Source organism: Nocardia sp. NPDC058633 (assembly GCF_042717045.1).
Classification (GTDB): domain Bacteria; phylum Actinomycetota; class Actinomycetes; order Mycobacteriales; family Mycobacteriaceae; genus Nocardia.
Genome location: NZ_JBHXRA010000006.1, coordinates 306924 through 328142 on the forward strand (window position 1 = coordinate 306924; position 21219 = coordinate 328142).

At 68.5% G+C, this 21219-nt stretch carries 20 protein-coding genes; 14 read left to right on the plus strand and 6 right to left on the minus strand.

Going from position 1 to position 21219, the window contains the following annotated elements; genetic code table 11:
• Positions 1 to 40: 40 nt before the first annotated feature.
• Complete coding sequence (locus tag ACFWUR_RS10345; protein ID WP_378904913.1) at positions 41 to 1030, minus strand: NADP-dependent oxidoreductase; 990 nt, start codon at positions 1028 to 1030, stop codon at positions 41 to 43.
• Positions 1031 to 1241: 211 nt separating this feature from the next.
• On the opposite strand from ACFWUR_RS10345, the gene clpB reads away from it, so the two are divergent.
• The 8 genes from clpB to ACFWUR_RS10385 all read left to right on the plus strand — a co-directional run bounded on the left by clpB (position 1242) and on the right by ACFWUR_RS10385 (position 10366).
• Positions 1242 to 3815 carry an ATP-dependent chaperone ClpB gene (clpB, locus tag ACFWUR_RS10350; protein ID WP_378904916.1) on the plus strand — a complete coding sequence of 858 codons (2574 nt, stop codon included), beginning with the start codon at positions 1242 to 1244 and terminating at the stop codon, positions 3813 to 3815.
• A 63-nt stretch (positions 3816 to 3878) separates the two neighbouring features.
• Positions 3879 to 4694 carry a DUF5666 domain-containing protein gene (locus ACFWUR_RS10355; RefSeq protein WP_378904919.1) on the plus strand — a complete coding sequence of 272 codons (816 nt, stop codon included), beginning with the start codon at positions 3879 to 3881 and terminating at the stop codon, positions 4692 to 4694.
• Between the two features lie 68 nt (positions 4695 to 4762).
• Positions 4763 to 5962 carry a hypothetical protein gene (locus tag ACFWUR_RS10360; RefSeq protein WP_378904921.1) on the plus strand — a complete coding sequence of 400 codons (1200 nt, stop codon included), beginning with the start codon at positions 4763 to 4765 and terminating at the stop codon, positions 5960 to 5962.
• Positions 5963 to 6016: 54 nt separating this feature from the next.
• On the plus strand, positions 6017 to 6823 hold the full coding sequence (locus tag ACFWUR_RS10365) for an SDR family NAD(P)-dependent oxidoreductase (protein WP_378904924.1): 807 nt from the start codon (positions 6017 to 6019) through the stop codon (positions 6821 to 6823).
• Positions 6824 to 6828: 5 nt separating this feature from the next.
• Positions 6829 to 7392, plus strand: a complete 564-nt coding sequence (gene pyrE, locus ACFWUR_RS10370) for an orotate phosphoribosyltransferase (RefSeq protein ID WP_378904926.1) — start codon at positions 6829 to 6831, stop codon at positions 7390 to 7392.
• Between the two features lie 69 nt (positions 7393 to 7461).
• A complete protein-coding gene (locus ACFWUR_RS10375; RefSeq protein ID WP_378904929.1) occupies positions 7462 to 8520 on the plus strand; it encodes a beta-ketoacyl-ACP synthase III in 1059 nt (352 codons plus the stop codon).
• A 1-nt stretch (position 8521) separates the two neighbouring features.
• A complete protein-coding gene (locus ACFWUR_RS10380) occupies positions 8522 to 9238 on the plus strand; it encodes a lysoplasmalogenase (protein ID WP_378904932.1) in 717 nt (238 codons plus the stop codon).
• Positions 9239 to 9355: 117 nt separating this feature from the next.
• Positions 9356 to 10366: an alpha/beta hydrolase gene (locus ACFWUR_RS10385; RefSeq protein WP_378904935.1), complete on the plus strand. Its 1011-nt coding sequence runs from the start codon at positions 9356 to 9358 to the stop codon at positions 10364 to 10366.
• 50 nt (positions 10367 to 10416) lie between these two features.
• Here ACFWUR_RS10385 and ACFWUR_RS10390 read toward each other — a convergent pair whose 3' ends face one another.
• Positions 10417 to 10863 carry a hypothetical protein gene (locus tag ACFWUR_RS10390; RefSeq protein ID WP_378904938.1) on the minus strand — a complete coding sequence of 149 codons (447 nt, stop codon included), beginning with the start codon at positions 10861 to 10863 and terminating at the stop codon, positions 10417 to 10419.
• A 74-nt stretch (positions 10864 to 10937) separates the two neighbouring features.
• Here ACFWUR_RS10390 and ACFWUR_RS10395 point away from each other — a divergent pair, with 74 nt between their 5' ends.
• From ACFWUR_RS10395 to ACFWUR_RS10405, 3 genes are all read left to right on the plus strand, one after another.
• On the plus strand, positions 10938 to 11240 hold the full coding sequence (locus ACFWUR_RS10395) for a DUF4190 domain-containing protein (protein WP_378904941.1): 303 nt from the start codon (positions 10938 to 10940) through the stop codon (positions 11238 to 11240).
• A gap of 21 nt (positions 11241 to 11261) precedes the next feature.
• Positions 11262 to 11927, plus strand: a complete 666-nt coding sequence (locus tag ACFWUR_RS10400) for a TrmH family RNA methyltransferase (protein WP_378904944.1) — start codon at positions 11262 to 11264, stop codon at positions 11925 to 11927.
• 131 nt (positions 11928 to 12058) lie between these two features.
• Complete coding sequence (locus ACFWUR_RS10405; RefSeq protein ID WP_378905051.1) at positions 12059 to 13150, plus strand: glycoside hydrolase family 76 protein; 1092 nt, start codon at positions 12059 to 12061, stop codon at positions 13148 to 13150.
• Between the two features lie 3 nt (positions 13151 to 13153).
• Here the strand turns inward: ACFWUR_RS10405 and ACFWUR_RS10410 are convergent, their stop codons facing one another.
• Positions 13154 to 13840, minus strand: coding sequence for a DedA family protein (locus ACFWUR_RS10410; RefSeq protein ID WP_378904947.1), 687 nt, complete (start codon positions 13838 to 13840; stop codon positions 13154 to 13156).
• A 35-nt stretch (positions 13841 to 13875) separates the two neighbouring features.
• On the opposite strand from ACFWUR_RS10410, the gene ACFWUR_RS10415 reads away from it, so the two are divergent.
• From ACFWUR_RS10415 to ACFWUR_RS10425, 3 genes are all read left to right on the plus strand, one after another.
• Positions 13876 to 14841, plus strand: coding sequence for a DUF368 domain-containing protein (locus tag ACFWUR_RS10415; protein WP_378904950.1), 966 nt, complete (start codon positions 13876 to 13878; stop codon positions 14839 to 14841).
• A gap of 87 nt (positions 14842 to 14928) precedes the next feature.
• On the plus strand, positions 14929 to 15966 hold the full coding sequence (fbaA, locus tag ACFWUR_RS10420) for a class II fructose-bisphosphate aldolase (protein ID WP_378904953.1): 1038 nt from the start codon (positions 14929 to 14931) through the stop codon (positions 15964 to 15966).
• Positions 15967 to 15996: 30 nt separating this feature from the next.
• The gene (locus tag ACFWUR_RS10425) at positions 15997 to 17115 is read left to right on the plus strand and encodes a BTAD domain-containing putative transcriptional regulator (protein WP_378904956.1); all 1119 of its coding nucleotides are present in this window, start codon (positions 15997 to 15999) and stop codon (positions 17113 to 17115) included.
• Between the two features lie 56 nt (positions 17116 to 17171).
• On the opposite strand, the gene ACFWUR_RS10430 is transcribed toward ACFWUR_RS10425, so the two are convergent.
• The 3 genes from ACFWUR_RS10430 to ACFWUR_RS10440 form a co-directional block, all read right to left on the minus strand.
• On the minus strand, positions 17172 to 18230 hold the full coding sequence (locus tag ACFWUR_RS10430; protein ID WP_378904959.1) for a fused (3R)-hydroxyacyl-ACP dehydratase subunits HadA/HadB: 1059 nt from the start codon (positions 18228 to 18230) through the stop codon (positions 17172 to 17174).
• Positions 18231 to 18328: 98 nt separating this feature from the next.
• Positions 18329 to 20149: a hypothetical protein gene (locus ACFWUR_RS10435; protein ID WP_378904962.1), complete on the minus strand. Its 1821-nt coding sequence runs from the start codon at positions 20147 to 20149 to the stop codon at positions 18329 to 18331.
• Between the two features lie 116 nt (positions 20150 to 20265).
• Positions 20266 to 20919, minus strand: coding sequence for a hypothetical protein (locus tag ACFWUR_RS10440; RefSeq protein WP_378904965.1), 654 nt, complete (start codon positions 20917 to 20919; stop codon positions 20266 to 20268).
• Positions 20920 to 21219: the final 300 nt, after the last annotated feature.

Below are 21219 nucleotides of genomic sequence, written 5' to 3' on the forward strand. Positions count from 1 at the left end.
TGAACGTCTCAGCGAGGCACATCTATTGCTTTGCCGTGAATCAGATGGCGAGAACGGTCTTTCCGCGTGCACTGCCCGCACCGAGCACGGCGGGCGCGGCTTCGAGCGGCACCGTCATCTGCACCGGAACAACCACATCACCGGCCGCGACCCGGGACAGTAATCGGCTCAGTTCCGGCGAGCGACCTTTGGATTCGAAGTTGCCGCCGGTGATCTCGCGCTCGCGCAGTGCGGCGTCGTCGGCCGCCCAAGTCGTCGAGTAGGCGTGTCCGCCGGGGCGGACGAGGGTGGCGTGCGACGCGAAATCTCGTGCCGCGCTGATCAAGTCGAACAGCACGTCGATGCCGTCGGGGTGGGTGAAGCGGACGGCATCGGTGACGCTCGAGTCCTGGCGGGTGGCCGGGTCCGGATCGACGAGATTCGGGTCGGCCGGGCGGATCTGGGTGTAGTCGACAGTTTCGGCCGCACCCAGGCGCGCTACCTGGTCGGTGGCATCACCGCGCGCGGTCGCGATCACATGGGCGCCGGCGATATTGGCCAGCTGAACGAGGAAGGAGCCGACTCCGCCGGTCGCGCCGACGATCAGTACCGTCTGGCCGGGCTGGATATGGGCGGCGTCGACCAGGTCTTGGGCTGTCACGCCGGCGACGGGCAGTGCCGCCGCGGCCACCGCGGTGACGCCGTCGGGAATCGGGACGAGGGTCGCGTCCTCGGGCACCGTGGCGTATTGCGCCCAACTGCCGTGCCCCGCGGGCGCGGTCAGGAACTTGCCGACCACCTTGTCGCCGACCTTGAACTTCGTGACACCGGAACCGACGGCCGAGACGGTGCCCGCGCCGTCGACGCCGAGGATCATCGGAAAGTCGGTGGGCATCTTGCCCTCCAGCAGGCCATCGGCCATTTTCAGGTCGAACGGGTTCACTCCGGCCGCGTCGAGCGCCACCTGAACCTCACCGGGACCCGCGTCGGGTACCGGCACATCGGCGAGCTCGGGGGTGGCCCCGAACTTCTGAACCACGATCGCGCGCATGGTGGTGAACTCCTCGCATCGGGGGTGAGCCGGGCACCGCAATCCTAGGCGGATAGCCGTCCGACATGCAGTGATTGGTCGTCTTCGGTGGTGTCGCGGCGTAGCGTGAAGCGCGGATTCCAAGTCCGCTGAAAATATTTAGAGTTGAGCGGAACAGACTCAACTTTGTGAGCGTTGAACAAGTCGATACCGGACACATACAAGGAGATTCGTGGACTCGTTCAATCCCACCACCAAGACGCAGGCGGCGTTCAACGCCGCCCTTCAGGCCGCCGCGGCGGCGGGCAATCCGGAGATCCGTCCGGCACACTTGCTGGTGGCGTTGCTGGATCAGACCGATGGCATCGCCGCACCGCTGCTCAAGGCCATCGGGGTCGATCCGGCAACCGTCGAACGGGAAGCGGGCGCCCTGGTCGAGCGCCTGCCGCGGGCCACCGGCGCGACCACCACACCGCAACTGGGCCGCGAGGTCCTCGCGGCGATGACCGCCGCCCAACAGCTCGCCACCGAGCTCGGCGACGAATTCGTCTCCACCGAGAATCTGCTGGTCGGGTTGGCCGAGGGTGATTCCGACGTCGCCCAGCTGCTACGCAAGCACGGCGCCACCCCGGAGGCGCTGCGCGAGGCGTTCACCGCGGTCCGTGGCAGCGGCCGGGTGACCAGTGCCGATCCGGAAGCGAGCTACCAGGCGCTGGAGAAGTACTCCACCGACCTCACCGAGTTTGCCCGCGCGGGCAAACTCGACCCGGTGATCGGGCGAGACACCGAGATTCGGCGCGTGGTGCAGGTACTGAGCAGGCGCACCAAGAACAACCCCGTCCTCATCGGCGAACCCGGCGTCGGCAAGACCGCCATCGTCGAAGGCCTGGCACGGCGCATCATCGAAGGCGACGTGCCGGAGTCGTTGCGCGACAAGAAGGTTGTCTCGCTCGACCTCGGCGCGATGGTGGCGGGCGCGAAGTATCGCGGTGAATTCGAGGAGCGGCTCAAGGCCGTGCTCGACGACATCAAGAACAGCGCGGGCGAGATCATCACCTTCATCGACGAGCTGCACACCATCGTCGGCGCGGGCGGCACCGGCGATTCGGCGATGGACGCGGGCAACATGATCAAGCCGCTGCTGGCCCGCGGTGAGCTGCGCCTGGTCGGCGCGACCACCCTCGACGAGTACCGCAAGTACATCGAGAAGGACGCGGCGCTCGAGCGGCGATTCCAGCAGGTGCTGGTCGGCGAGCCGTCGGTGGCCGACACCATCGGCATCCTGCGCGGCATCAAGGAGCGCTACGAGGTACACCACGGTGTGCGGATCACCGATTCGGCGCTGGTGGCGGCCGCGACCCTGTCGGACCGCTACATCACCTCGCGATTCCTGCCCGACAAGGCGATCGACCTGATCGACGAATCTGCGTCGCGTCTGCGGATGGAAATCGACTCGCGGCCGGTCGAGATCGACGAGATCGAGCGGGCCGTGCGTCGCCTCGAAATCGAGGAGGTGGCGCTGGAGAAGGAGACCGACGCCGCGTCGAAGCAGCGGCTGGAGAAACTGCGTCAGGAATTGGCCGACGACCGCGAGAAGCTCAGCCAGCTCACCACCCGCTGGCAGAACGAGAAGAACGCGCTCGACTCGGCACGTGGGCTCAAAGAGCAGTTGGAGGCGCTGCGCGGGGAGTCCGAGCGGGCCGAACGCGAGGGTGATCTCGGCAAGGTCGCCGAGCTGCGCTACAAGCGCATCCCCGACTTGGAGAAGGAGCTCGCCGACGCCGAAAAGGCCAGTGCAGCAGCGTCCGACGGGGACGTGATGCTCAACGAGGAGGTCACTCCCGACGACATCGCGGATGTGGTTTCGGCGTGGACCGGGGTGCCGGTCGGTCGCATGCTCGAAGGCGAAACCGCCAAGCTGCTGCGCATGGAAACCGAGGTCGCGGGGCGCGTCGTGGGGCAGGAAGAGGCGGTGCAGGCCGTCTCGGACGCGGTGCGCAGGGCGCGCGCCGGTGTCGCCGATCCGAACCGCCCGACGGGCTCGTTCCTGTTCGTCGGCCCGACCGGTGTCGGTAAGACGGAACTGGCGAAATCGCTGGCCGACTTCCTGTTCGCCGACGAACGCGCCATGGTGCGTATCGACATGAGCGAGTACAGCGAGAAGCACTCGGTGGCTCGACTCGTCGGCGCGCCGCCCGGATATGTCGGCTACGACCAGGGCGGCCAGCTCACCGAGGCGGTGCGCAGGCGTCCGTATTCGGTGGTGCTGTTCGACGAGATCGAGAAGGCGCACCCGGACGTGTTCGACATTTTGTTGCAAGTTCTCGACGAGGGCAGGCTCACCGACAGCCAGGGACGCACGGTCGACTTCCGCAACACCATCCTCATTCTCACCTCCAATCTCGGCGCCGGTGGCGACCGCGATCAGGTGATGGAGGCGGTGCGGCGCGCGTTCAAGCCGGAGTTCATCAACCGGCTCGACGACGTGGTGATGTTCCACGCGCTCGACGCGAAGCAGCTGGAATCGATCGTCGACATCAACCTGCTTCAGCTGCAGAAACGGCTCTCCCAGCGCAGGCTGACCCTCGATGTCAGCGCCGAGGCCAAGCAGTGGCTCGCCGTGCGCGGCTACGACCCGGCCTACGGCGCGCGGCCGTTGCGCAGGCTGATCCAGCAGGCGATCGGTGACAGCTTGGCCAAGGAACTGCTCTCCGGTTCGGTCGCCGACGGTGACACGGTGAAGGTGAGTGTGGACGACGCCACCGACAAGCTCGTCGTCGAACGCGAAGTTGTCCACAGCTCGTGATTTATCCACAGCCCGGTGCGTAGGGACCTCCCAAACGCACCGGGCTGTCCTACCCTGGAGCCCATGACGAACCCGAACGATCCGTGGGGGCAACGCCCGGAGGATTCGCCGACCGAACGGCTGGGTTCGCCGGGCACCGACTCGACCACTCCGTACGGAGGCAAGTCGTTCGACGAGTGGGGGCAACCGTCGAACCCGACGCAGGCGTTGCCGCCGCACGACGCGCAGTGGGGTGCCTACGAAAGTGGTTATCCAGCAGCTCAACCCCCGCCGCAGCAGGCACCGCCCGGCTACGACCAGGGATATCAGGCGCCCCCGCCCGGCTATGACCAGGGCTATCCCGGTGCGCCGCCGCCCGGATACCCGCCACGCCCGCAGGACGGTGACCAGGGCGAACCACCCAGACGCCACACCGGTCTGTGGATCGCGCTCGGCTTGGGCGTGCTGGCCTTGATCGCGGTCGGCGGGGTGCTGGCGGGTCTCGTACTGAGCGGCGGCGACTCCGACGGCACCACCGCCTCGGCGCCGACGACCACGCAGCTGCTGGTCCCGCCGACGCTGAAACAGACCACGCCGGGCGGGCCGCCGAGCGCGAGCGGACTGCCAGGCTTGCCCGGCCTCGGCGGCGGCGAAGATCTCGGCGCCACCATGGGCAGTATCACCGCCAATACCGGCACCGAGATCACCATGAGCACCCTCGGCGGATCCGATGTGCGGGTGCTGATCGACGATGCCACCCAGGTGATCTCGTTGACCAGCACGAAGGCGAGCGAGCTTCCGGTGGGCGACATGGTTATGGTGCAGGGCGACAAGAACCCAGACGGGTCGATCCACGCCAAGATCATCATCAGTACGGCGTTGCCGGGCGGCCCCCGATGAGCGACCCGCGCGTCGAATCCCCGGTGCTACCGGGCAATCACGGCGACGGCTGGATAGGCTAGGCGACGATGACGGCTATGTGGTTCGGGTTAGCAGCGATCGCACTCGTGGGTGCGGTCGTCCTGTTGTATTTCGATCGGGTCCAGCGCCAGCGCACCGGACACGCGAGACAGGTGTGGGCGAAGTCCCAGGGTTACACCTACGTGTCGGTGGAGCCCGCGCTCGCCTCGACCTGGCGTCGTGGCGCGCTGGCCAAGCTCGGCTACCTCTCGGCGGTCGACGTGGTCTCCGGTATTCGCAAGGGCGAGAAGTTCGTGCTCTTCGACCTGGAGGACGCGGCGACGCTGGTGGCAGTGCGACGCCAGATCGGCTCCGAGATCGACGTCGACATGCGGCTCAAGACCGCGTCGCCGCCGAAGGACCACGATCTGGAACTGCTCGGCGCGATCGGCGACCGGGTCGTGTTCGCCACCGATCCGGAGATCGCGCGCCACGCCGTGGATCAGCGGATGGTCGGCTTCATCGAGTCGCTGTCCGACACCGTGCAGATGCTGTGGAGCGAGGGCAACTGGACCCTCGGCATGCTCCCCGTCGGCAGTGGATCCAAGGACTGGGAAACCGCGATCGACGTGGTGCTTCGGCTGTCGGGCCTGCTGCACGTGCTGCCGCCGGTGGCCGAGCCGAACGAGTACAACCGGCCGCGCTCGAGCGCCAATCTGGCGCCCGGCTTCCGCCCCGAGTACGACGACGAGGACGACGAGCGCGAATCCACCTCGCGCCGTGACGAATTCGCCGACGCCGACGAGCGTGGCCGCGCCCGCTTCCCCGGCCCCGACGAACTCGATGCCGACGACGAGCCCTACGCCACCCGTGGTGCGGCCGCGCGCCTGCCCGAGACCGACGACCCTTACGACAGTCGTGGCGCCTCGACCGGCGCGGACGACGACGAGCGCTACTCCACTCGCGGTGCCGCCCGCCGTGACGACGAGCCCCGCGGCGCGCTGCCTCGTGACGATCGCGCGCCGATCGGTGGCCGCACCCCCGCGCTGCCCGCCGACTACGACCCCGATCTCGACGACCCCGAGTTCGAAGACCAACCCGCCCCCGGCCGGCGCCCCCTCGGCGAGCCGCCCAAGCGTCCGTCGCTGGCCGTTGTCCCCGAGCCCCGTCCCCGCACCGAGCCACCGCTCGACGAGGCGGAACCGGGTCAGCCGGGCGGACCGTTCCACCCCGGTTTCCGTCCGTATCAGGGCCCCGTACCGAAGTGATCCACGTGCCGCGGTAGTCGTCGCGGCAGTCTCCTCGACCGGAATCGATCTGCGATGACCGATAGTTCCTCACGCCTGCCCGGCGTGCACCGCCCCGTCGCGATGATCACCGGACCGACATCCGGCATCGGGCAGGGTTTCGCCCACCGCCTCGCCGCCCTCGGCTACGACCTGGTCCTCGTCGCCAGGAACGAGGAACGGCTGCGTGAACTCGCCGACGAGCTGGCTCGCCGGTTCGCCACCTCGGCCGAGATCCTCGTCGCCGATCTGGCCGATGCCGACGACCGCGCCCGGGTCGCCGCCCGCGCCGCGCGCGGCATCGCCTTTCTCGTCAACAACGCGGGTTTCGCGCATTCGGGTGAGTTCTGGACGCTCGAACCGGCCCAGCTGCAAGCGCAGCTCGACGTCAACGTCACCTCGGTCCTGCAGCTCACCAGGGCAGCCCTGCCGTCGATGGTCGCGGCGGGCGCGGGTTCGATCGTGAATGTGGCGAGTGTGGCCGGGTTGATTCCGGGACGGGGGTCGACCTACTCGGCCTCCAAGGCCTACGTCGTATCCTTCACGGAGGGTTTAGCGGGTGGATTGGTGGGCACCGGTGTCCGCATCCAAGCGCTGTGCCCCGGATTCGTGCACACCGAGTTCCACGAGCGCGCCGGCATCGAGATGAGTTCGCTGCCCAAGCGACTGTGGCTCGACGTCGATCAGGTCGTCGACGGGTGCTTGCAGGATCTGGACTCCGGCCGGGTGATCAGCGTGCCCGGCGTGCAGTACAAGGTGCTCACCGCGGTAGCGGGCTTCGTCCCGCGCACTCTGGTGGCTCGCATGAATCGCGGACTCTTCAACGCACGCGGAAGGACATGACTTAGATGATCGACCAGGCACGTCAGTCGCTCACGAAGGCTGATCGCGACCAGCTGGCCGCCCTCGTGCGCGAGCTCGCGGTCGTGCACGGCAAGGTGACGCTGTCCTCGGGCAAGGAAGCCGACTACTACGTCGACCTGCGCCGGGCGACCCTGCACCACCAGGCGGCTCCGCTGATCGGTTCGCTGCTGCGCGAGCTCGTCGCCGACTGGGACTTCGACGCCGTCGGGGGACTCACCATGGGTGCCGATCCGGTCGCGATGGCCGTGATGCACGCCCCGGGTCGCCCGATCGACGCGTTCGTGGTGCGCAAGGCGGCCAAGGCGCACGGCATGCAGCGCCAGATCGAGGGCCCCAACGTCGTCGGCAAGCGAGTGCTGGTTGTCGAGGACACCACCACCACCGGCAATTCGCCGCTCACCGCGGTGCGCGCGCTGCGCGACGCAGGCGCGATCGTGGTCGGAGTTGCCACCGTTGTCGACCGGGAAACCGGCGCTGACCAGGTCATTGCCGAGGAGGGGTTGGACTATCGGTCGATCCTCGGGCTCGATGATCTGGCCCTGAGCTAGCCTGAACAGCGCCAATCCCGGATGACGACGTGGTCTGTCCGGACAGTCTGAAGGACGTGTGAGTCACCTGTGGTGAGCATTGCAGTAAACAAAGGTCGCGACAACGTCGCGATGCTCGGGATCGGTGCCTACCGTCCGCAGCGCATCGTCACCAACGCCGAAGTGTGCCAGACCCTCGACTCGACGCCCGACTGGATCTTCGAGCGCACCGGTATCCACAACCGGCGCTGGATCAGCGGCGACGAGACGATCCGGTCGATCGCCGCGGCCGCCGGTGAGCGCGCGCTGAACAACACCCCGATCGATCGCGCCAAGATCGGCGCGGTCATCCTGTGCACCTCGAGCTGGCTCAAGCTCACCCCGCACGGCGCCCCCTCGGTGGCCTTCGATCTCGGGCTCAACGGTGTCGCCGCCTTCGATTTGACGTCCGGCTGCGGTGGCTTCTGTTACGGGCTCGGGGTCGCCGCCGACCTGATCCGTGCCGGTTCGTTCGAATATGTGCTGGTGATCGGCGCCGAGACGATGACCGTCGGCCTCGACCCCACCGACCGCGGCACCGCGATGATCTTCGGAGACGGTGCGGGCGCGGTGGTGGTCGGTCCGGCCGACGACAACGGCATCTCCCCGACGGTCTGGGGCAGCGACGGCGAGAACGCCGAAGCCATCGCCCAGGACGTCGATTTCCTGGAGTACATGAACAAGGCCCAGGCCATGCAGGGCACCGACCCCGCGGTCGAGGCCGTCGGCCGGATGTCGCTGCACATGCAGGGCCCGAAGGTCTTCCGCTGGGCCGCGGTCACCCTGCCGCGCGCGCTCTCGGCGGCACTCGAATCCTCCGGCGTGGCCAAGGAGGACATCGAGGTGTTCGTCCCGCACCAGGCCAACGCCCGGATCAACGAGCTGATGAAGAAGAACCTCGGCCTGGCCGAGAGCGTCCCGATCGCCAACGACATCGAGAACACCGGCAACACCTCCGCCGCGTCGGTGCCACTGGCGATCGAGGAAATGCTGGTCACCGGCAAGGCGAAAGGCGGCCAGCTCGCGCTGCTGCTCGGCTTCGGCGCGGGCCTGAGTTACGCGGGCCAGGTCGTCACCCTGCCGCCCGCCCCGAAGGAACCGAGTTTCTGACATGCGAGGACTGCGCGTCGTCTACCTGGCGGCGGCGGCGGTCACCGTGTTCGGTGCCGTCACCGGCCGCGACCGGCTGCAATGGGTCGCCAAGCCACTGCTGATGCCGCTGCTCGCCGCCGACACGGTGACCAGCGGCGTCGAGCTCGATCCGACCGAACGTCGCCTGCTGCTCGGCTCACTGGCCGCGGCGACGGTCGGCGACGTGCTGCTCCTCGATCCCGACGACGACCGCCGCCTCATCGCCGGTGCGTCGTCCTTCGCGGTCATGCAGACCGGCTACTCCCTGCTGTGGTGGCGGCGAGGCGCCCGCCCCCGCCCGGAGATCGCCCTGCCCAGGGTGGTGGCCTGGGCGGGCGCGGCCGGTTTGCTGCGCGGCAAGGCCCCCGGCCTCGCGATCCCGCTCACCGCTTACGGCGCGACCCTCGGCACCGCCGCGACCCTCGCTTCGGATCCGGCACTGGCGCCCGAGTCGAAGAACATCGCGGGCCTGAACATTCCGAACGCGGACCCGCGCAGCCGCTTCGGTGTCGGTGCCCTGCTGTTCACCGTCTCGGATGGACTGATCGTCGCGCGCCGCTTGTTCGCCCGCGACGACCGCACCCGACGGATCGCCGAGGGCGTCATCCTGGCCACCTACGCGGCCGCGCAATACCTGCTCACCGACCAGCCGTCCCGCGAGGGTGCCGCGCCTGCCCGGCAATTCGATCAGACCTAGCATTTCGAGCGGCTTCGCGTCGCTGGACGCACTCGCCACGCGTTTCTGATACGTGCTGTCACACAGCGCTAACGCAGGGGTTGTCGGGGCGCAACAGCCGACGCGCACGCTGTCGAGATGACCGGGGAAGCGCGATTCATCGAGGTGCACGGGTATCGCCGGGCGTTCCGGATGGCCGGCACCGGCCCGCCGTTGTTGCTCATCCACGGCATCACCGACAGTTCGGGCACCTGGGCGCCGGTTTTCCACGCGCTCAGCGAGCACTACACCGTGATCGCACCTGACCTGCTCGGCCACGGCGAATCGGACAAACCGCGCGGGGACTACGCGGTAGGGGCCTACGCCAACGGCATGCGCGACCTGCTCAGCGTTCTCGGGATAGAGCGGATCACCGTCGTCGGGCACTCACTTGGCGGCGGGGTCGCGATGCAGTTCGCTTACCAGTTCCCCGAGAAGGTGGAGCGGATCGCGCTGGTCTGCCCGGCGGGGATGGGCGCGGGCGTGCACCCCGCGTTCCGGCTCGCGACCCTGGCGGGCGCCGGTCCCGCGCTGATGGCGATCACCAGTTGGCCGGTCCGCACCGCCGTGCGCGCCGTGATCCCGGTGGTGACGGCCGCGGGTGGACTCGGCCTCGGTCCCGACGCCGAATATGTGCTCCGCCTCTACGGCCACCTCGCCGAGCCGGGCGCCCGCAACGCCTTTCTGCGCACCATCCGCGCCGCCGCCGACCGCCGCGGCCAGACCATCACCATGCTCGACCGCGGCTACCTCGCCGCCCACCTGCCGACGTTGGTCATCGGTGGCACCCGCGACACCGTCATCCCGTCCGGCCACGCCGATCGCGCGCACCGTGCCTTTCCCGGCAGTCGCATCGAGATTTTCGCCGGGGCAGGTCATTTCCCCCACCACTTCGATCCCGACCGCTTCGTGCAATCGATCCACGCCTTCATCGAGGAGACCGACCCGGCGATCTTCGACCCGCTGCGGTGGCAACGAACCCTCCGGCGCGGCCGCCCGATCGTGGGTCTCCCGTCACCTGTGCTGTCGAACGAACCGGTGCCGTCGAACGAACCCGCCCCGACGGCCGCACCCGTACCGACGGTTGAACCGGCCTCCGCACCCGCGTAGCGGCCCGGTCACAGCACCAGCATGATTCCTCGCAGCACCAGCATGATTCCTCACAGCACCAGCATGATTCGATCCCGGTCCTGTGGATCGACCCGAATCGGAACCGTCTCGCCGACAACCATTCTCGGCTTGTGCACCGGCATCACATCCACCACGATCGTGCCGTGGTAACTCTCGGCCCCCGGCACCGTGAGCTCCATATCGAACTCCGTCAGCTCGCTCGCGTGATCGGTGAGTCCCAACCGATGCACCCCATCGATCCGTGCCCACCCCTCCAGCCCGTGCTTGCGCAATCGGCGATCCGCCCGGGTCGGCATCGAAGCCCACGTCATCGCGATCCCGCAAGCCGAGCCGAACAATCCGACCATGATCATCACCTGATACGGCTGCGTTCCCGGCGGCGCATGGGGGGCCAACCACGCCAGCCACACCGCGAGCGCGATCAGGTACCCCGCCACGACGCCGATCAGCGCCCGCAACACGCGTTCGTGATCCATCTCGCTCACCACCCAGAAGTCGGTGTTCTTCCAGGGTAGGCGCGCCCCACGGCCGCCGCGACTACCCTTGGTCCATGACCTATCCGCCCCAGGGCTACTACCTACGCCCGCCGGAGCATCCCCAGTCGACGACGGTTCTCATTCTCGGCATCCTCGGACTCGCCCTGTGCGGCGTCTGCGCGCCGTTCGCCTGGATGAAGGGGCGCAAGGTCGTCGCCGAGATCGATGCCTCCGAAGGGAAACTCGGTGGTCGCTCGCAGGCCAACGCCGGCTACATCATGGGCATCGTCGGCACCTGCGTCCTCGGTGTGTCGATCCTCGTCGTGGCCGGGTCGGTCCTGCTGCTCATAGCGACAGCCGATTCCTCCACCTACTGAGCCTGCACCTAGCATGACCGGGTGAACGAAGCAGAGGTCGCGGGTCCGACCGAGTGGGGCGAGCACCCGCACGGACTCGGTCCGTGGGCGCAGGAATACGACACTCCCGTCCCCACCGACGCGCGCTACGACCCCGACCTGCTGGCCGAGGGCGACCGCCGCAATGTCGTCGACGCCTACCGCTACTGGACCCGCGAGGCGATCGTCGCCGACATCGACGCCCGCCGCTTCCCGTTCCACGTGGCCATCGAGAATTTCGGCCACGACGCCAATATCGGCACCGTCGTGCGCACCGCCAACGCCTTCGCCGCCGCCGCGGTGCACATCGTCGGCAGACGGCGCTGGAACCGCCGCGGCGCCATGGTCACCGACCGCTACCAGCACCTCGTTCACCACGTCGACCTCGCCGAACTGCGCGCGTTCGCCGCTCGCGAGGGTTTGACGGTGGTCGCGGTCGACAACGTGCCCGGCGCGGTCCCGCTGGAAACGGCCGACCTGCCACGCGAGTGCCTGCTGCTTTTCGGCCAGGAGGGGCCCGGCGTCAGCGACGACGCGAAAGACGCAGCGGCCCTCACTGTTTCGATCGCCCAGTTCGGCTCCACCCGCAGCATCAACGCCGGTGTCGCCGCGGGCATCGCCATGCACGCTTGGATTCGCCAACACGCCGACCTCTCCGCTGCTTGGTAACGGAACGGGTACGGAATGTCGGTGCCACCTGGCACCATGGACCCATGACCTCGCGCAGCGGCCGGCGCCCCCAGCCCTCTGATCGCGCCGGATCCGTGCCGACGCCGGCGCTGTGGTCCGAGCGTGCCGATATGGCCGAGTCCGCGATCGTCTCGCGGCATCTGCGCACGCTGTGGGGTTTGCCCGGAACGGAATTGGGCGTGGTCGGCTGGCCCGCGACTCGGCGCGAACGGGCCTTCGCCGGCTGGCACTACTGGTGGCAGGCCCACCTGCTCGACGTGGCGGTCGACGCCGCCAATCGGGTCCCCACCCCCGCCCGGCGCAGGCGCATCGGCGCGATCGCGCGCGGCATCCGGCTGCGCAACATCACCGGTTGGACCAACCGTTACTACGACGACATGGCCTGGCTGGCCATCGCCCTGGAGCGCGCCGAGCGCACCCAGGACCTCACCTCGGCGCGTAGCGGACTGCTCGCCCTCGAACAGAAGCTCTACAGCGCCTGGGAGCCCGAGGTCGGCGGCGGCATTCCGTGGCGAATCAAATCGGATTTCTTCAATGCCCCCGCCAACGGCCCGGCAGGGATCGCGCTCCTTCGCCTCGGCCGCGTCGAGCGCGCGCGAGAGATGGCCGACTGGCTCGACGCCACCCTGCGCGACCCCGAGTCGGGCCTGATCCTCGACGGGATCCATTTACCGTCAGGCGTGATCGAACGCCCGGTGTTCAGCTACTGCCAGGGCGTCGTTCTCGGCCTGGAAACCGAACTGGCGGTGCACACCGACGACGACGAGCGACACATCGAACGGGTCGGCACACTGCTGGCCGCGGTCGAAGAACACATGACCACCCGCCAGGTGATCAACGGTGGTGGTGGCGGCGACGGCGGCCTGTTCAACGGAGTGCTGGCGCGCTACCTCGCGGTGGTCGCCCTGATGTTGCCGGGCGAGGACAAGCAGGCCGAAACCGCTCGGCGCACCGCCGCGGCCATCGTCAAAGCCTCGGCCACCGCGGCCTGGGCCAATCGGCTCGAGTTCGAAGGCGAGCCGCTGTTCGGGTTCGACTGGAACAAACCGGCCCGACTGCCCGGCGGCACCGCGGGCGCGGGCAAATTCACCGCGGGCGGTTCGGTGACGGCCTCGGCGGTGCCGGAACGCGATCTATCCGTGCAGCTGTCGGGCTGGATGCTGATGGAAGCGGCCTACCAGGTCACCGCGGCCGGGTTGTGAGCCTCAGCGCTCGGAATCAACGGTCGCGCCCGGCTCGTGTTCCAGATCGAAGTCCTCGACCGGCTGTGCCATCTCGCGCCGATACTGTCGGATCCCGATCGCGGTGGCGATGACGAGCCCGACGATCAGTGTGACGACGACCATCGGCATCAGCCACGGCACTCGCTCGAGGAACGTGCCCGCGTAGAAGCCGATGAGCAGCAGCACCGGGGCCCAGGCGATCGCGCCGATCGTGCTGGCCACCGTGAACCTGCGATGGTCCATTCCCGCCGCGCCCGACACCATCGGGCACAGTGTGCGGACCCAGGGGATCCACCGGGACACCAGCACCGCCACGAAACCGTGTCGCTGCAGCAGATCCGCCACCTTCGCGAGGTTGTCGGTATTGACGTAGCGCCCGTTGCGCCGGGCGACCATATGGTGACCGGTGCGCCGACCGATCGCATAGCCCACCTGGTTGCCCGCGATGGCCGCGACCATCGCACCGACGGAGAGCGCCCAGACGTGCGTCTCCCCGCTCGAGTGGGAGGCCAGCACGATGCCCGCGGTGATCAGCATCGAATCGCCGGGCAGGAACAGGCCGAGGATCACCGCGCATTCGAGGAACACGAACGTCAGTACGATTCCCCACACCAGCAGCGGGCCTGCGGTCTCGAACGGGGCGAACCCCAGGGCGTGGCACGTGGTCATGTGGGTCCTCCGCCGATTCCGGCTACTCTGTGCCCGTGTCGCGATCCAAGGGAAGCTATCTGCTCGATGTCGTGCGTGGCGGGCTCATGGGAACGGCCGAAGTGGTTCCGGGTGTCAGCGGCGGCACGGTCGCGCTGGTCACCGGCATGTACGACCGCCTGATCCTCTCGGCTGGGCACACCGTCACCAGCATGAAATTGCTGGCCACCGACGTGCCGAAGAGACGTGGCACCCAACGTGCCGCGCAGGAATTCCGGCAGGTCGACCTGCCGTTCCTGCTCGCCGTCATGGTCGGCATGGTCGCCGCCGCGCTCACCGCGGCGAAGCTGGTCGTGCCCCTGGTGGAGGATCATCCGCAACGTACTTTCGCGTTCTTCTTCGGGTTGGTGCTTGCTTCGCTGTGGGTACCTTATTCCGAATCCGGCCGACGGTGGTCGCCGCGTGAGTGGGGGATCGCGGCGGTGGTCGCGGCCGCGGCTTTCGTCCTCACTGGCCTGCCTCCCTCGGAGATCGACGACCCCAACCCGCTGCTGGTCGTCGGCATCGCCGCGGTGGCGATCTGCGCGCTGGTGCTGCCAGGCGTGTCCGGTTCGTTCGTGCTGCTGGCCACCGGCATCTACACCGTCACGTTCAACGCGCTCAACGATCGCGACCTCGGCTATATCGCACTGTTCGGTCTGGGCGCGATCCTCGGCCTCGCGTGCTTCGTCAAGCTGCTGCAATGGGTACTCGAACATCACCACCGAGTCATGATGGTGATCATGACCGGACTGCTGTTCGGGTCGCTTCGGGCGTTGTGGCCGTGGCAGCCGTGGGAGACCGACAGCAGGGCGTTGCAGGCTCCGAGCGGCGACGTTGCGGTGACCGTGGCACTGATGGTGGGTGGCTGGTTCGTCGTCGTCGCGATTATCGTGATCGAGCGAAAGACGAGGACGGTTCACCCCGACAACCCTACCGGGGCTCCGATCGAGCAGCCGAATGCTGACTCAACCCGTTCCTGACCTAGGCTATCGCTGACATAATCAGCTGTTGTCGGGCGTGTGTGCTCGACACAACGACGCACCCCGCATACAACGGAGGTCAACACAGTGCCTATCGCGACCCCGGAGGTCTACGCCGAGATGCTCGGCCGGGCCAAGGCGCACTCGTTCGCGTTCCCGGCTATCAACTGCACCTCGTCGGAGACGATCAACGCCGCCATCAAGGGCTTCGCCGACGCGGGCAGTGACGGCATCATCCAGTTCTCCACCGGTGGGGCCGAGTTCGGCTCGGGACTCGGTGTGAAGGACATGGTCACCGGCGCGGTGGCGCTGGCCGAGTTCGCGCACGTCGTCGCCGCGAAGTACGACGTGACGATCGCGCTGCACACCGACCACTGCCCCAAGGACAAGCTCGACACCTATGTGCGTCCGCTGATCGCGATCTCGCAGGAGCGCGTGAACAACGGCCAGAACCCGCTGTTCCAGTCGCACATGTGGGACGGCTCGGCCATCCCGATCGACGAGAACCTCGAGATCGCCAAGGAACTGCTGAAGGCCTGCAAGTCGGCCAACATCATCCTCGAGGTCGAGATCGGTGTCGTCGGCGGCGAGGAAGACGGCGTCGAGGCCGAGATCAACGACAAGCTCTACACCTCGCCCGAGGACTTCCAGAAGACCATCGAGGCGCTCGGTGCCGGCGAGAACGGGCAGTACCTGCTGGCCGCCACCTTCGGCAACGTGCACGGTGTGTACAAGCCGGGCAACGTGGTGCTCAAGCCCGAGGTGCTGGCCGAGGGTCAGCGCGTCGCGGCCGAGAAGCTGGGCCTCGAGCCCGGTGCGCAGCCGTTCGACTTCGTCTTCCACGGTGGTTCGGGCTCGCTGAAGTCCGAGATCGAGGACTCGCTGCGCTACGGCGTGGTGAAGATGAACGTCGACACCGACACCCAGTACGCCTTCACCCGCCCGGTCGCCGGTCACATGTTCGCCAACTACGACGGTGTGCTGAAGATCGACGGCGAGGTCGGCAACAAGAAGGTCTACGACCCGCGCAGCTACCTGAAGAAGGCCGAGACCTCGATGGCCGAGCGCGTGTTCGAAGCCTGCCACGACCTGAAGTCGGCCGGTCGCTCCGTGAGCGGTTCCTGATTTTCGCTTCAACAAACGGGGCCCGAGCTCATGAGTCTTGATGTCCGTGTGCTCGGGCCCGTTCGACTGCTCGTCGGCGGTGAGCCGGTAGCGGTCGGCGGGCCCAAGCCGCGCGCTCTCCTTGCCGCGCTCACCGTCAATCGGCGGCGCGCGGTGTCTTCCGCTGTGCTCGCCGAGATGGTCTGGAACGAGGATCCGCCGGATTCCTACGCGGCCAGCCTGCAGGTGTTCGTGTCGAACATTCGCAAAGCGCTTCGCAACGCCGGAATCGATTCGGCGCAGGTCCTGCGGACCGAGGGCGCGGGGTACCGGCTGGAAATCCCTGATACCGCTTGCGATCTCGGCCGGTTCGAGAGTGCGCGCGAAGCGGGTTCGCGGTGTCTTGATGTGGGCGACCACCCCGGTGCCGCCAACCTTTTCGGTGCGGCGCTGCGGGAGTGGACCGGGCGGGCACTGGCCGACCTGGCCGGACTGCAGTTCGCCGACGGCTTCGCCACCGCGATGAACGAGGAGCGGCTACTCGCCGTCTCCGCCCGCGTCGACGCGGAAATCGCTTGCGGGCGGGCATCTTCGGTGATCGGCGAGTTGGTCTCGATGACCAACGAGCACCCGCTGCGGGAGCCGCTGTGGGGGCAGTTGATCACCGCGCTGTATCTGTCCGGTCGGCAGGCGGACGCCTTGGAAGCCTGCCGACGAGTGCGTGGGGTGCTGGCCGAGGAACTGGGGATCGATCCCGGCGCGGCGTTGATCGAGCTGGAGCAACGCGTTCTGCGGCAGGAGCCGTTGAATGTGTTGACGTCCAGGCGATCTGATCAGGTGGCGGCGGCGATGACCGAGACGGTCACCGAGGTGCCGCAGTCTATTCGCAACGGTAATCTGCGGTTCGCCGACGGGCGCACGCTGCCGATTCCGCACGGGGGCATCAGGATCGGGCGGATGACGGACAACGAGCTGGTGCTCGATGATCCGAAGGCCAGCCGGTACCACGCGCACATCATGCCCAGCCGGGCCGGGTTGTTGATCAAGGATCTGCACTCGGCCAATGGGGTTTACGTCAACGAGGTGCCGATCGACAACGGTGCGTTGTTGGCTGATGGCGATGTGATTCGTATCGGGGGAACGGTGTTGGTCTTTATCGCTGTGAAGTAGCGATGGGGGTGCTGTAGAGCTGGGGCCTCGGGGGTGTGCGGTGTGGCTGGGTGGGGCTACGTCAGGCGGATTTCGGCGGCTGCACGGCCGAAGAGCTTGCGGCCCTCGGAGATTCCGCTCAGCAGCACTGTTGCCGCGCGGCGCTCGGGGTCTACCGACTTGATCTTGCCGGAGAACTCGATGACGCCCGCCTCGGTGGGGGGCACCGGAACGAAGCCCGAGAATCGGACGCTCAGCTTCTCGATGGCGGTCGGATCGCCCAGCCAATCGGTGAGGTACTGCGCGGCCAGGCCCATGGTGAGCAGGCCGTGGGCCACCACGGTGGGCAGCCCGGCCATTTCGGCGGCGCGGTCGCTGAAGTGGATGGGGTTGGGGTCGCCGGAGACGCCCGCGTAGTTGGCCAGGTCGCCGCGGGTCAGGCGGGCGGTGGCGGGCGGGAGCTCGGTGCCCTTCGCCAGGGTGTCGAACTCGGGAGTGGTGTTCACCGCCGCGATTTCGCGCGGGGGGAGCTCGGTGGCGGGGCCGGTGTGGCGGACCAGCAGGTCGCCGGTGCCGACGCCGGCGATGGTGTCCGGGCGCGGGTGCATGCTGATGTTCTCGACGGCTTCGACGATGTTGGGGTCGACCTCGATGCCGCGGCGGGCCACGATCGTGGTGGTGCCCTGCACGGCGATCTGGTCGTGCTGGTTGCGCAGTCTGAAGCCGACGTTGATGAAGTCGTTGTCGCCGAACTGGCGAATCGACTCGATCTCGATCTCGGTGCGGATCCGGTCGCCCGCCAGCATCGGGTGGAACAGCTCGAAAACCTGGTCGGTCTGCAGCACCCGCGACAGGTCGTACTCGGTGAGCACGCTGTCGAGCAGGGCGCGGGTGGCGGTCATGCCGATCACCGAGGCGAAGGTCGGCGGGGCGATCACCCCGTCGTAGCCGAGCTTGCGCGCGTCGACTTCCTGCTGATGGGCGGGGTGCAGGTTCTGCACGGCCCTGGCGAATTCCCGGATCTTCTCGCGGCCGACTTCGTAGTGATCGCGGAAACCGAAGCGCTGACCAACCAGCGTCGCATCCGGGACCACAGCTTCGATGTCCGGCTGCACCACTGTCTGTTCCCTGCTCATGATCCCAAAAATGTTACTGGTACATCGGTGTGGATCACCAGTTATGTGTGACCCGTCATAGCAGGCACAAGTGTCCACTACGACGGGTCGACGCCCTCTCAGGGAGTACCGGCGGGGTCGCACACCTTCCAGCTGCCGTCGGTGCGCTGCAGGTCGAACGTCCGCGCGGTGCGCTTCGACGGATCCGCCGAGGTGTAGACCGTGGCCTGGGCGAGCGCGGTGTCGCCGGTGATTCGCACCGCGTCGACACTGTCGACCACCGGAATGGATCCGCGTTCGGTCGAGACCTGGTGCACGCCGTTGAACTGCTCGGCGGTGATGCCCTGATAGAACTCGTGCAGCTCGCCACACGTGCTGGCCCGCAAGTCCTCGAGGTCGCCGCTGCGCAGCGCGTCGGTGTAATCGCCGATCACTGCCTTCACCTGTCCCTCGGGTGAATTGTCCGCACCGCCCATCAACGCCACGATCGTCGCGATCAAGGCGACGACCAGTACCGCGGCCCCACCGGCGGCCAGCAGCCACTTCTTGGACCGCTTGTTCTCCGGCTCACCGGCGGCCGCACTCTGCTGCACCTCGATCCGCTGCGGCGGCGCCACTTGCCGCGGCCCATCGGCCAACTGTTGCGCAGGCCGAGTCGGCTGGATATCGGCAGGCGAAGGTGCCGAACCGCCTGTCCGCTGCGGTGCGTCCGGCCCGCGCGGCGGCGACGGTTGAGTGTCCTCGACCCCCTGCTGCCCCGCGCCGCGCGGACCCTGCTGGTCGGAATCGGCAGGTCCGGGCTGTCCCGGTCCAGTCGGCCGCGACTGCGGGCCTTGCCCTTGCCGACCGAGCTGTCCCTGACCCGCTGGTCCGTATTGGCCGGGTCCCGTCGGTCCGTGCTGTCCCGGACCTGCGGGGTGCTGACCCGGACCGCCGGGGCCGACCTGGCCGGGTCCGGCGAGCCCGAGCTGTCCGGCCTGTCGAGGCCCGGCAGGCGGGCGCGGAGTGTTCGGCGGCGGCGTCATCGCGGGGCGACCACCCGCCGGCGGCCTCACCCGATCGGTCCCACCCGGCCCGGTGGTATTCGCCCGCTGCACCGGCATGGCGGTGGTCGGCGCATCCGCCGAGCTCACCACCTGCATCGCCACGGTCTTGTCCTCGGAGCCATGGCCTTCGGCCTTCGGTCCGTCGGTCCGGAATTTCTCGGTCGCGTCGACGGCGACCGGCTTGTCGGCCCTCGAATCACCTTCTCCGGCACCGGCCCCCGCTGCGGACGCCGAGACCCCGGACTCGGTGGTCTCAGCCGAATCGGCCTCGGACCTCGGCTTCTGGAACTGTCCGGCCCCTGTTGCCGTGGCCTCCGTCGGCGCGGCGGTGTCCGCTTCGTCTCCCGCGCGCGCAGCGGCAGGCCGGTCGTTCTTCTGCTCTGCGACGACGCCCTGAGCCGAATCATCCCTGGCTGCGGCCTTTTTCGCACCTTCGGCGGGGCTGTCGCCGTGCTGTGCGAGCGTGTCGGAGTCGCCATCGGCGTTCGACTTCGAGCCCCGCACGTCCGTGGCCTGGCCGGATCCGCCGCCCGCAACGGCACCGGCTGCCACCGCACCCGCGCCGGCTACCGCTGCGCGTGCGGTCGTGCCGCTCGGCGCGGATGCCTTGTCGGACTCGGCCTCCGACGCCTCGGCGAGATCGGCCTTGTCCATCCCCGCGGTCGGCACATCCGCCTGGGCCGACTTCGTCTGGGCGCCGCCCATTTTCACCGTGCGGTCATCCGCCGAACCCCCGTGCCCCGCGGTCGGATGCTGTCCGGGAATCGACATCGCGGTAGTCGGTGCGTCCGGTCCGGCGAGGTCGGAACCCTGTTCGGCACGGGGCGCCGTGCTCGGAACATCGGCCTGATCGCTCCGATCGCCGCCGGGCAGCCCTGTCGACAATCCGGCCAAGGGCGAACCACCGTCGGCTGAATTCTGTTCCGCCCCTTGATCGCCCGGCCGACCAGTTGAACCGGCGGGAGCGTTCCCTTGCTGACCGGCGGACGCCGATCCAGCACCGGACCCGCTCACTCGCGCAGCGCCACCCGGTCCAGCGGGCCGTGGTCCATTACCCGCATTGCCAGGCTGCCGAGCACCGGGCGCACCGGCATCGCCACCCCCGGCTGAGGGGCGGCCCGTCTGCTGCGAGCCCGGGCCACCACCCGGCCCATATCCCGCGGGGTGCGCGCCGCCTTGCTGCGGACCCGGCCCGCCACGTGTTCCGTGTCCTGCTTGCTGACCGCCGGCTTGTTGTGCGCCTGGCCGGCCGTCCGGTCCGCGTCCTGCTTGCGGTCCGTGGGGTTGCTGCGCACCCGGTCCGCGTACCGCTTGTGGGCCACCAGCCTGTGGTGCGCCCGGCCGACCGCCCGGTCCGTGTCCTGCTCGCGGTCCGCCCGGTTGCTGCGTGCCTGGTCCGCCACTCGGTCCGCGTGCCCCCTGCGGGCCACCCGCCGGTTGTGCGCCTGCCCAGCCGCCTGGTCCATCTCCCGCGCGGGGTCCACCGGCCTGCGGACCGGGTCCGCTGTTCGGCCCACGCCCTGCATCAGGTCCGCCGCCTTGCTGCGAACCGGGCCCACCCATCGGACCGGCTGCCCGTGGCGCGCCCTGACCCGAATGTTGTTGTGTGCCAGGCGCATTGCCCGGTCGGCCTGCGCCAGGGCCGTTACCCGGTCGAGCACCACCCGGCGTGAAGCCTGGTCGACCCCACGACTGCTGCGAGCCCGGGCCCGAAGGCTGTTGTCCGCCGGGCGCAGTGCCTGGCCGGGGGAAACCCTGTCCCGCGCCGGGCGCAGTGCCGCCCGGCCGCCCACCCGCGGTATCACCCTGCGGTGCGCGAGGTCCGCCCTGAGCAGAGCCGCCTCGGCGAATCACCACCGTCTCATCCGCACCCACCGGCGGCCGGGTCGCGCGGTCCGGTTCGGTGACCGACTCCGGTGCGCCAGGAGGGGACGCGGACGAATCGTCCCGCTGGCCGGGCGCGC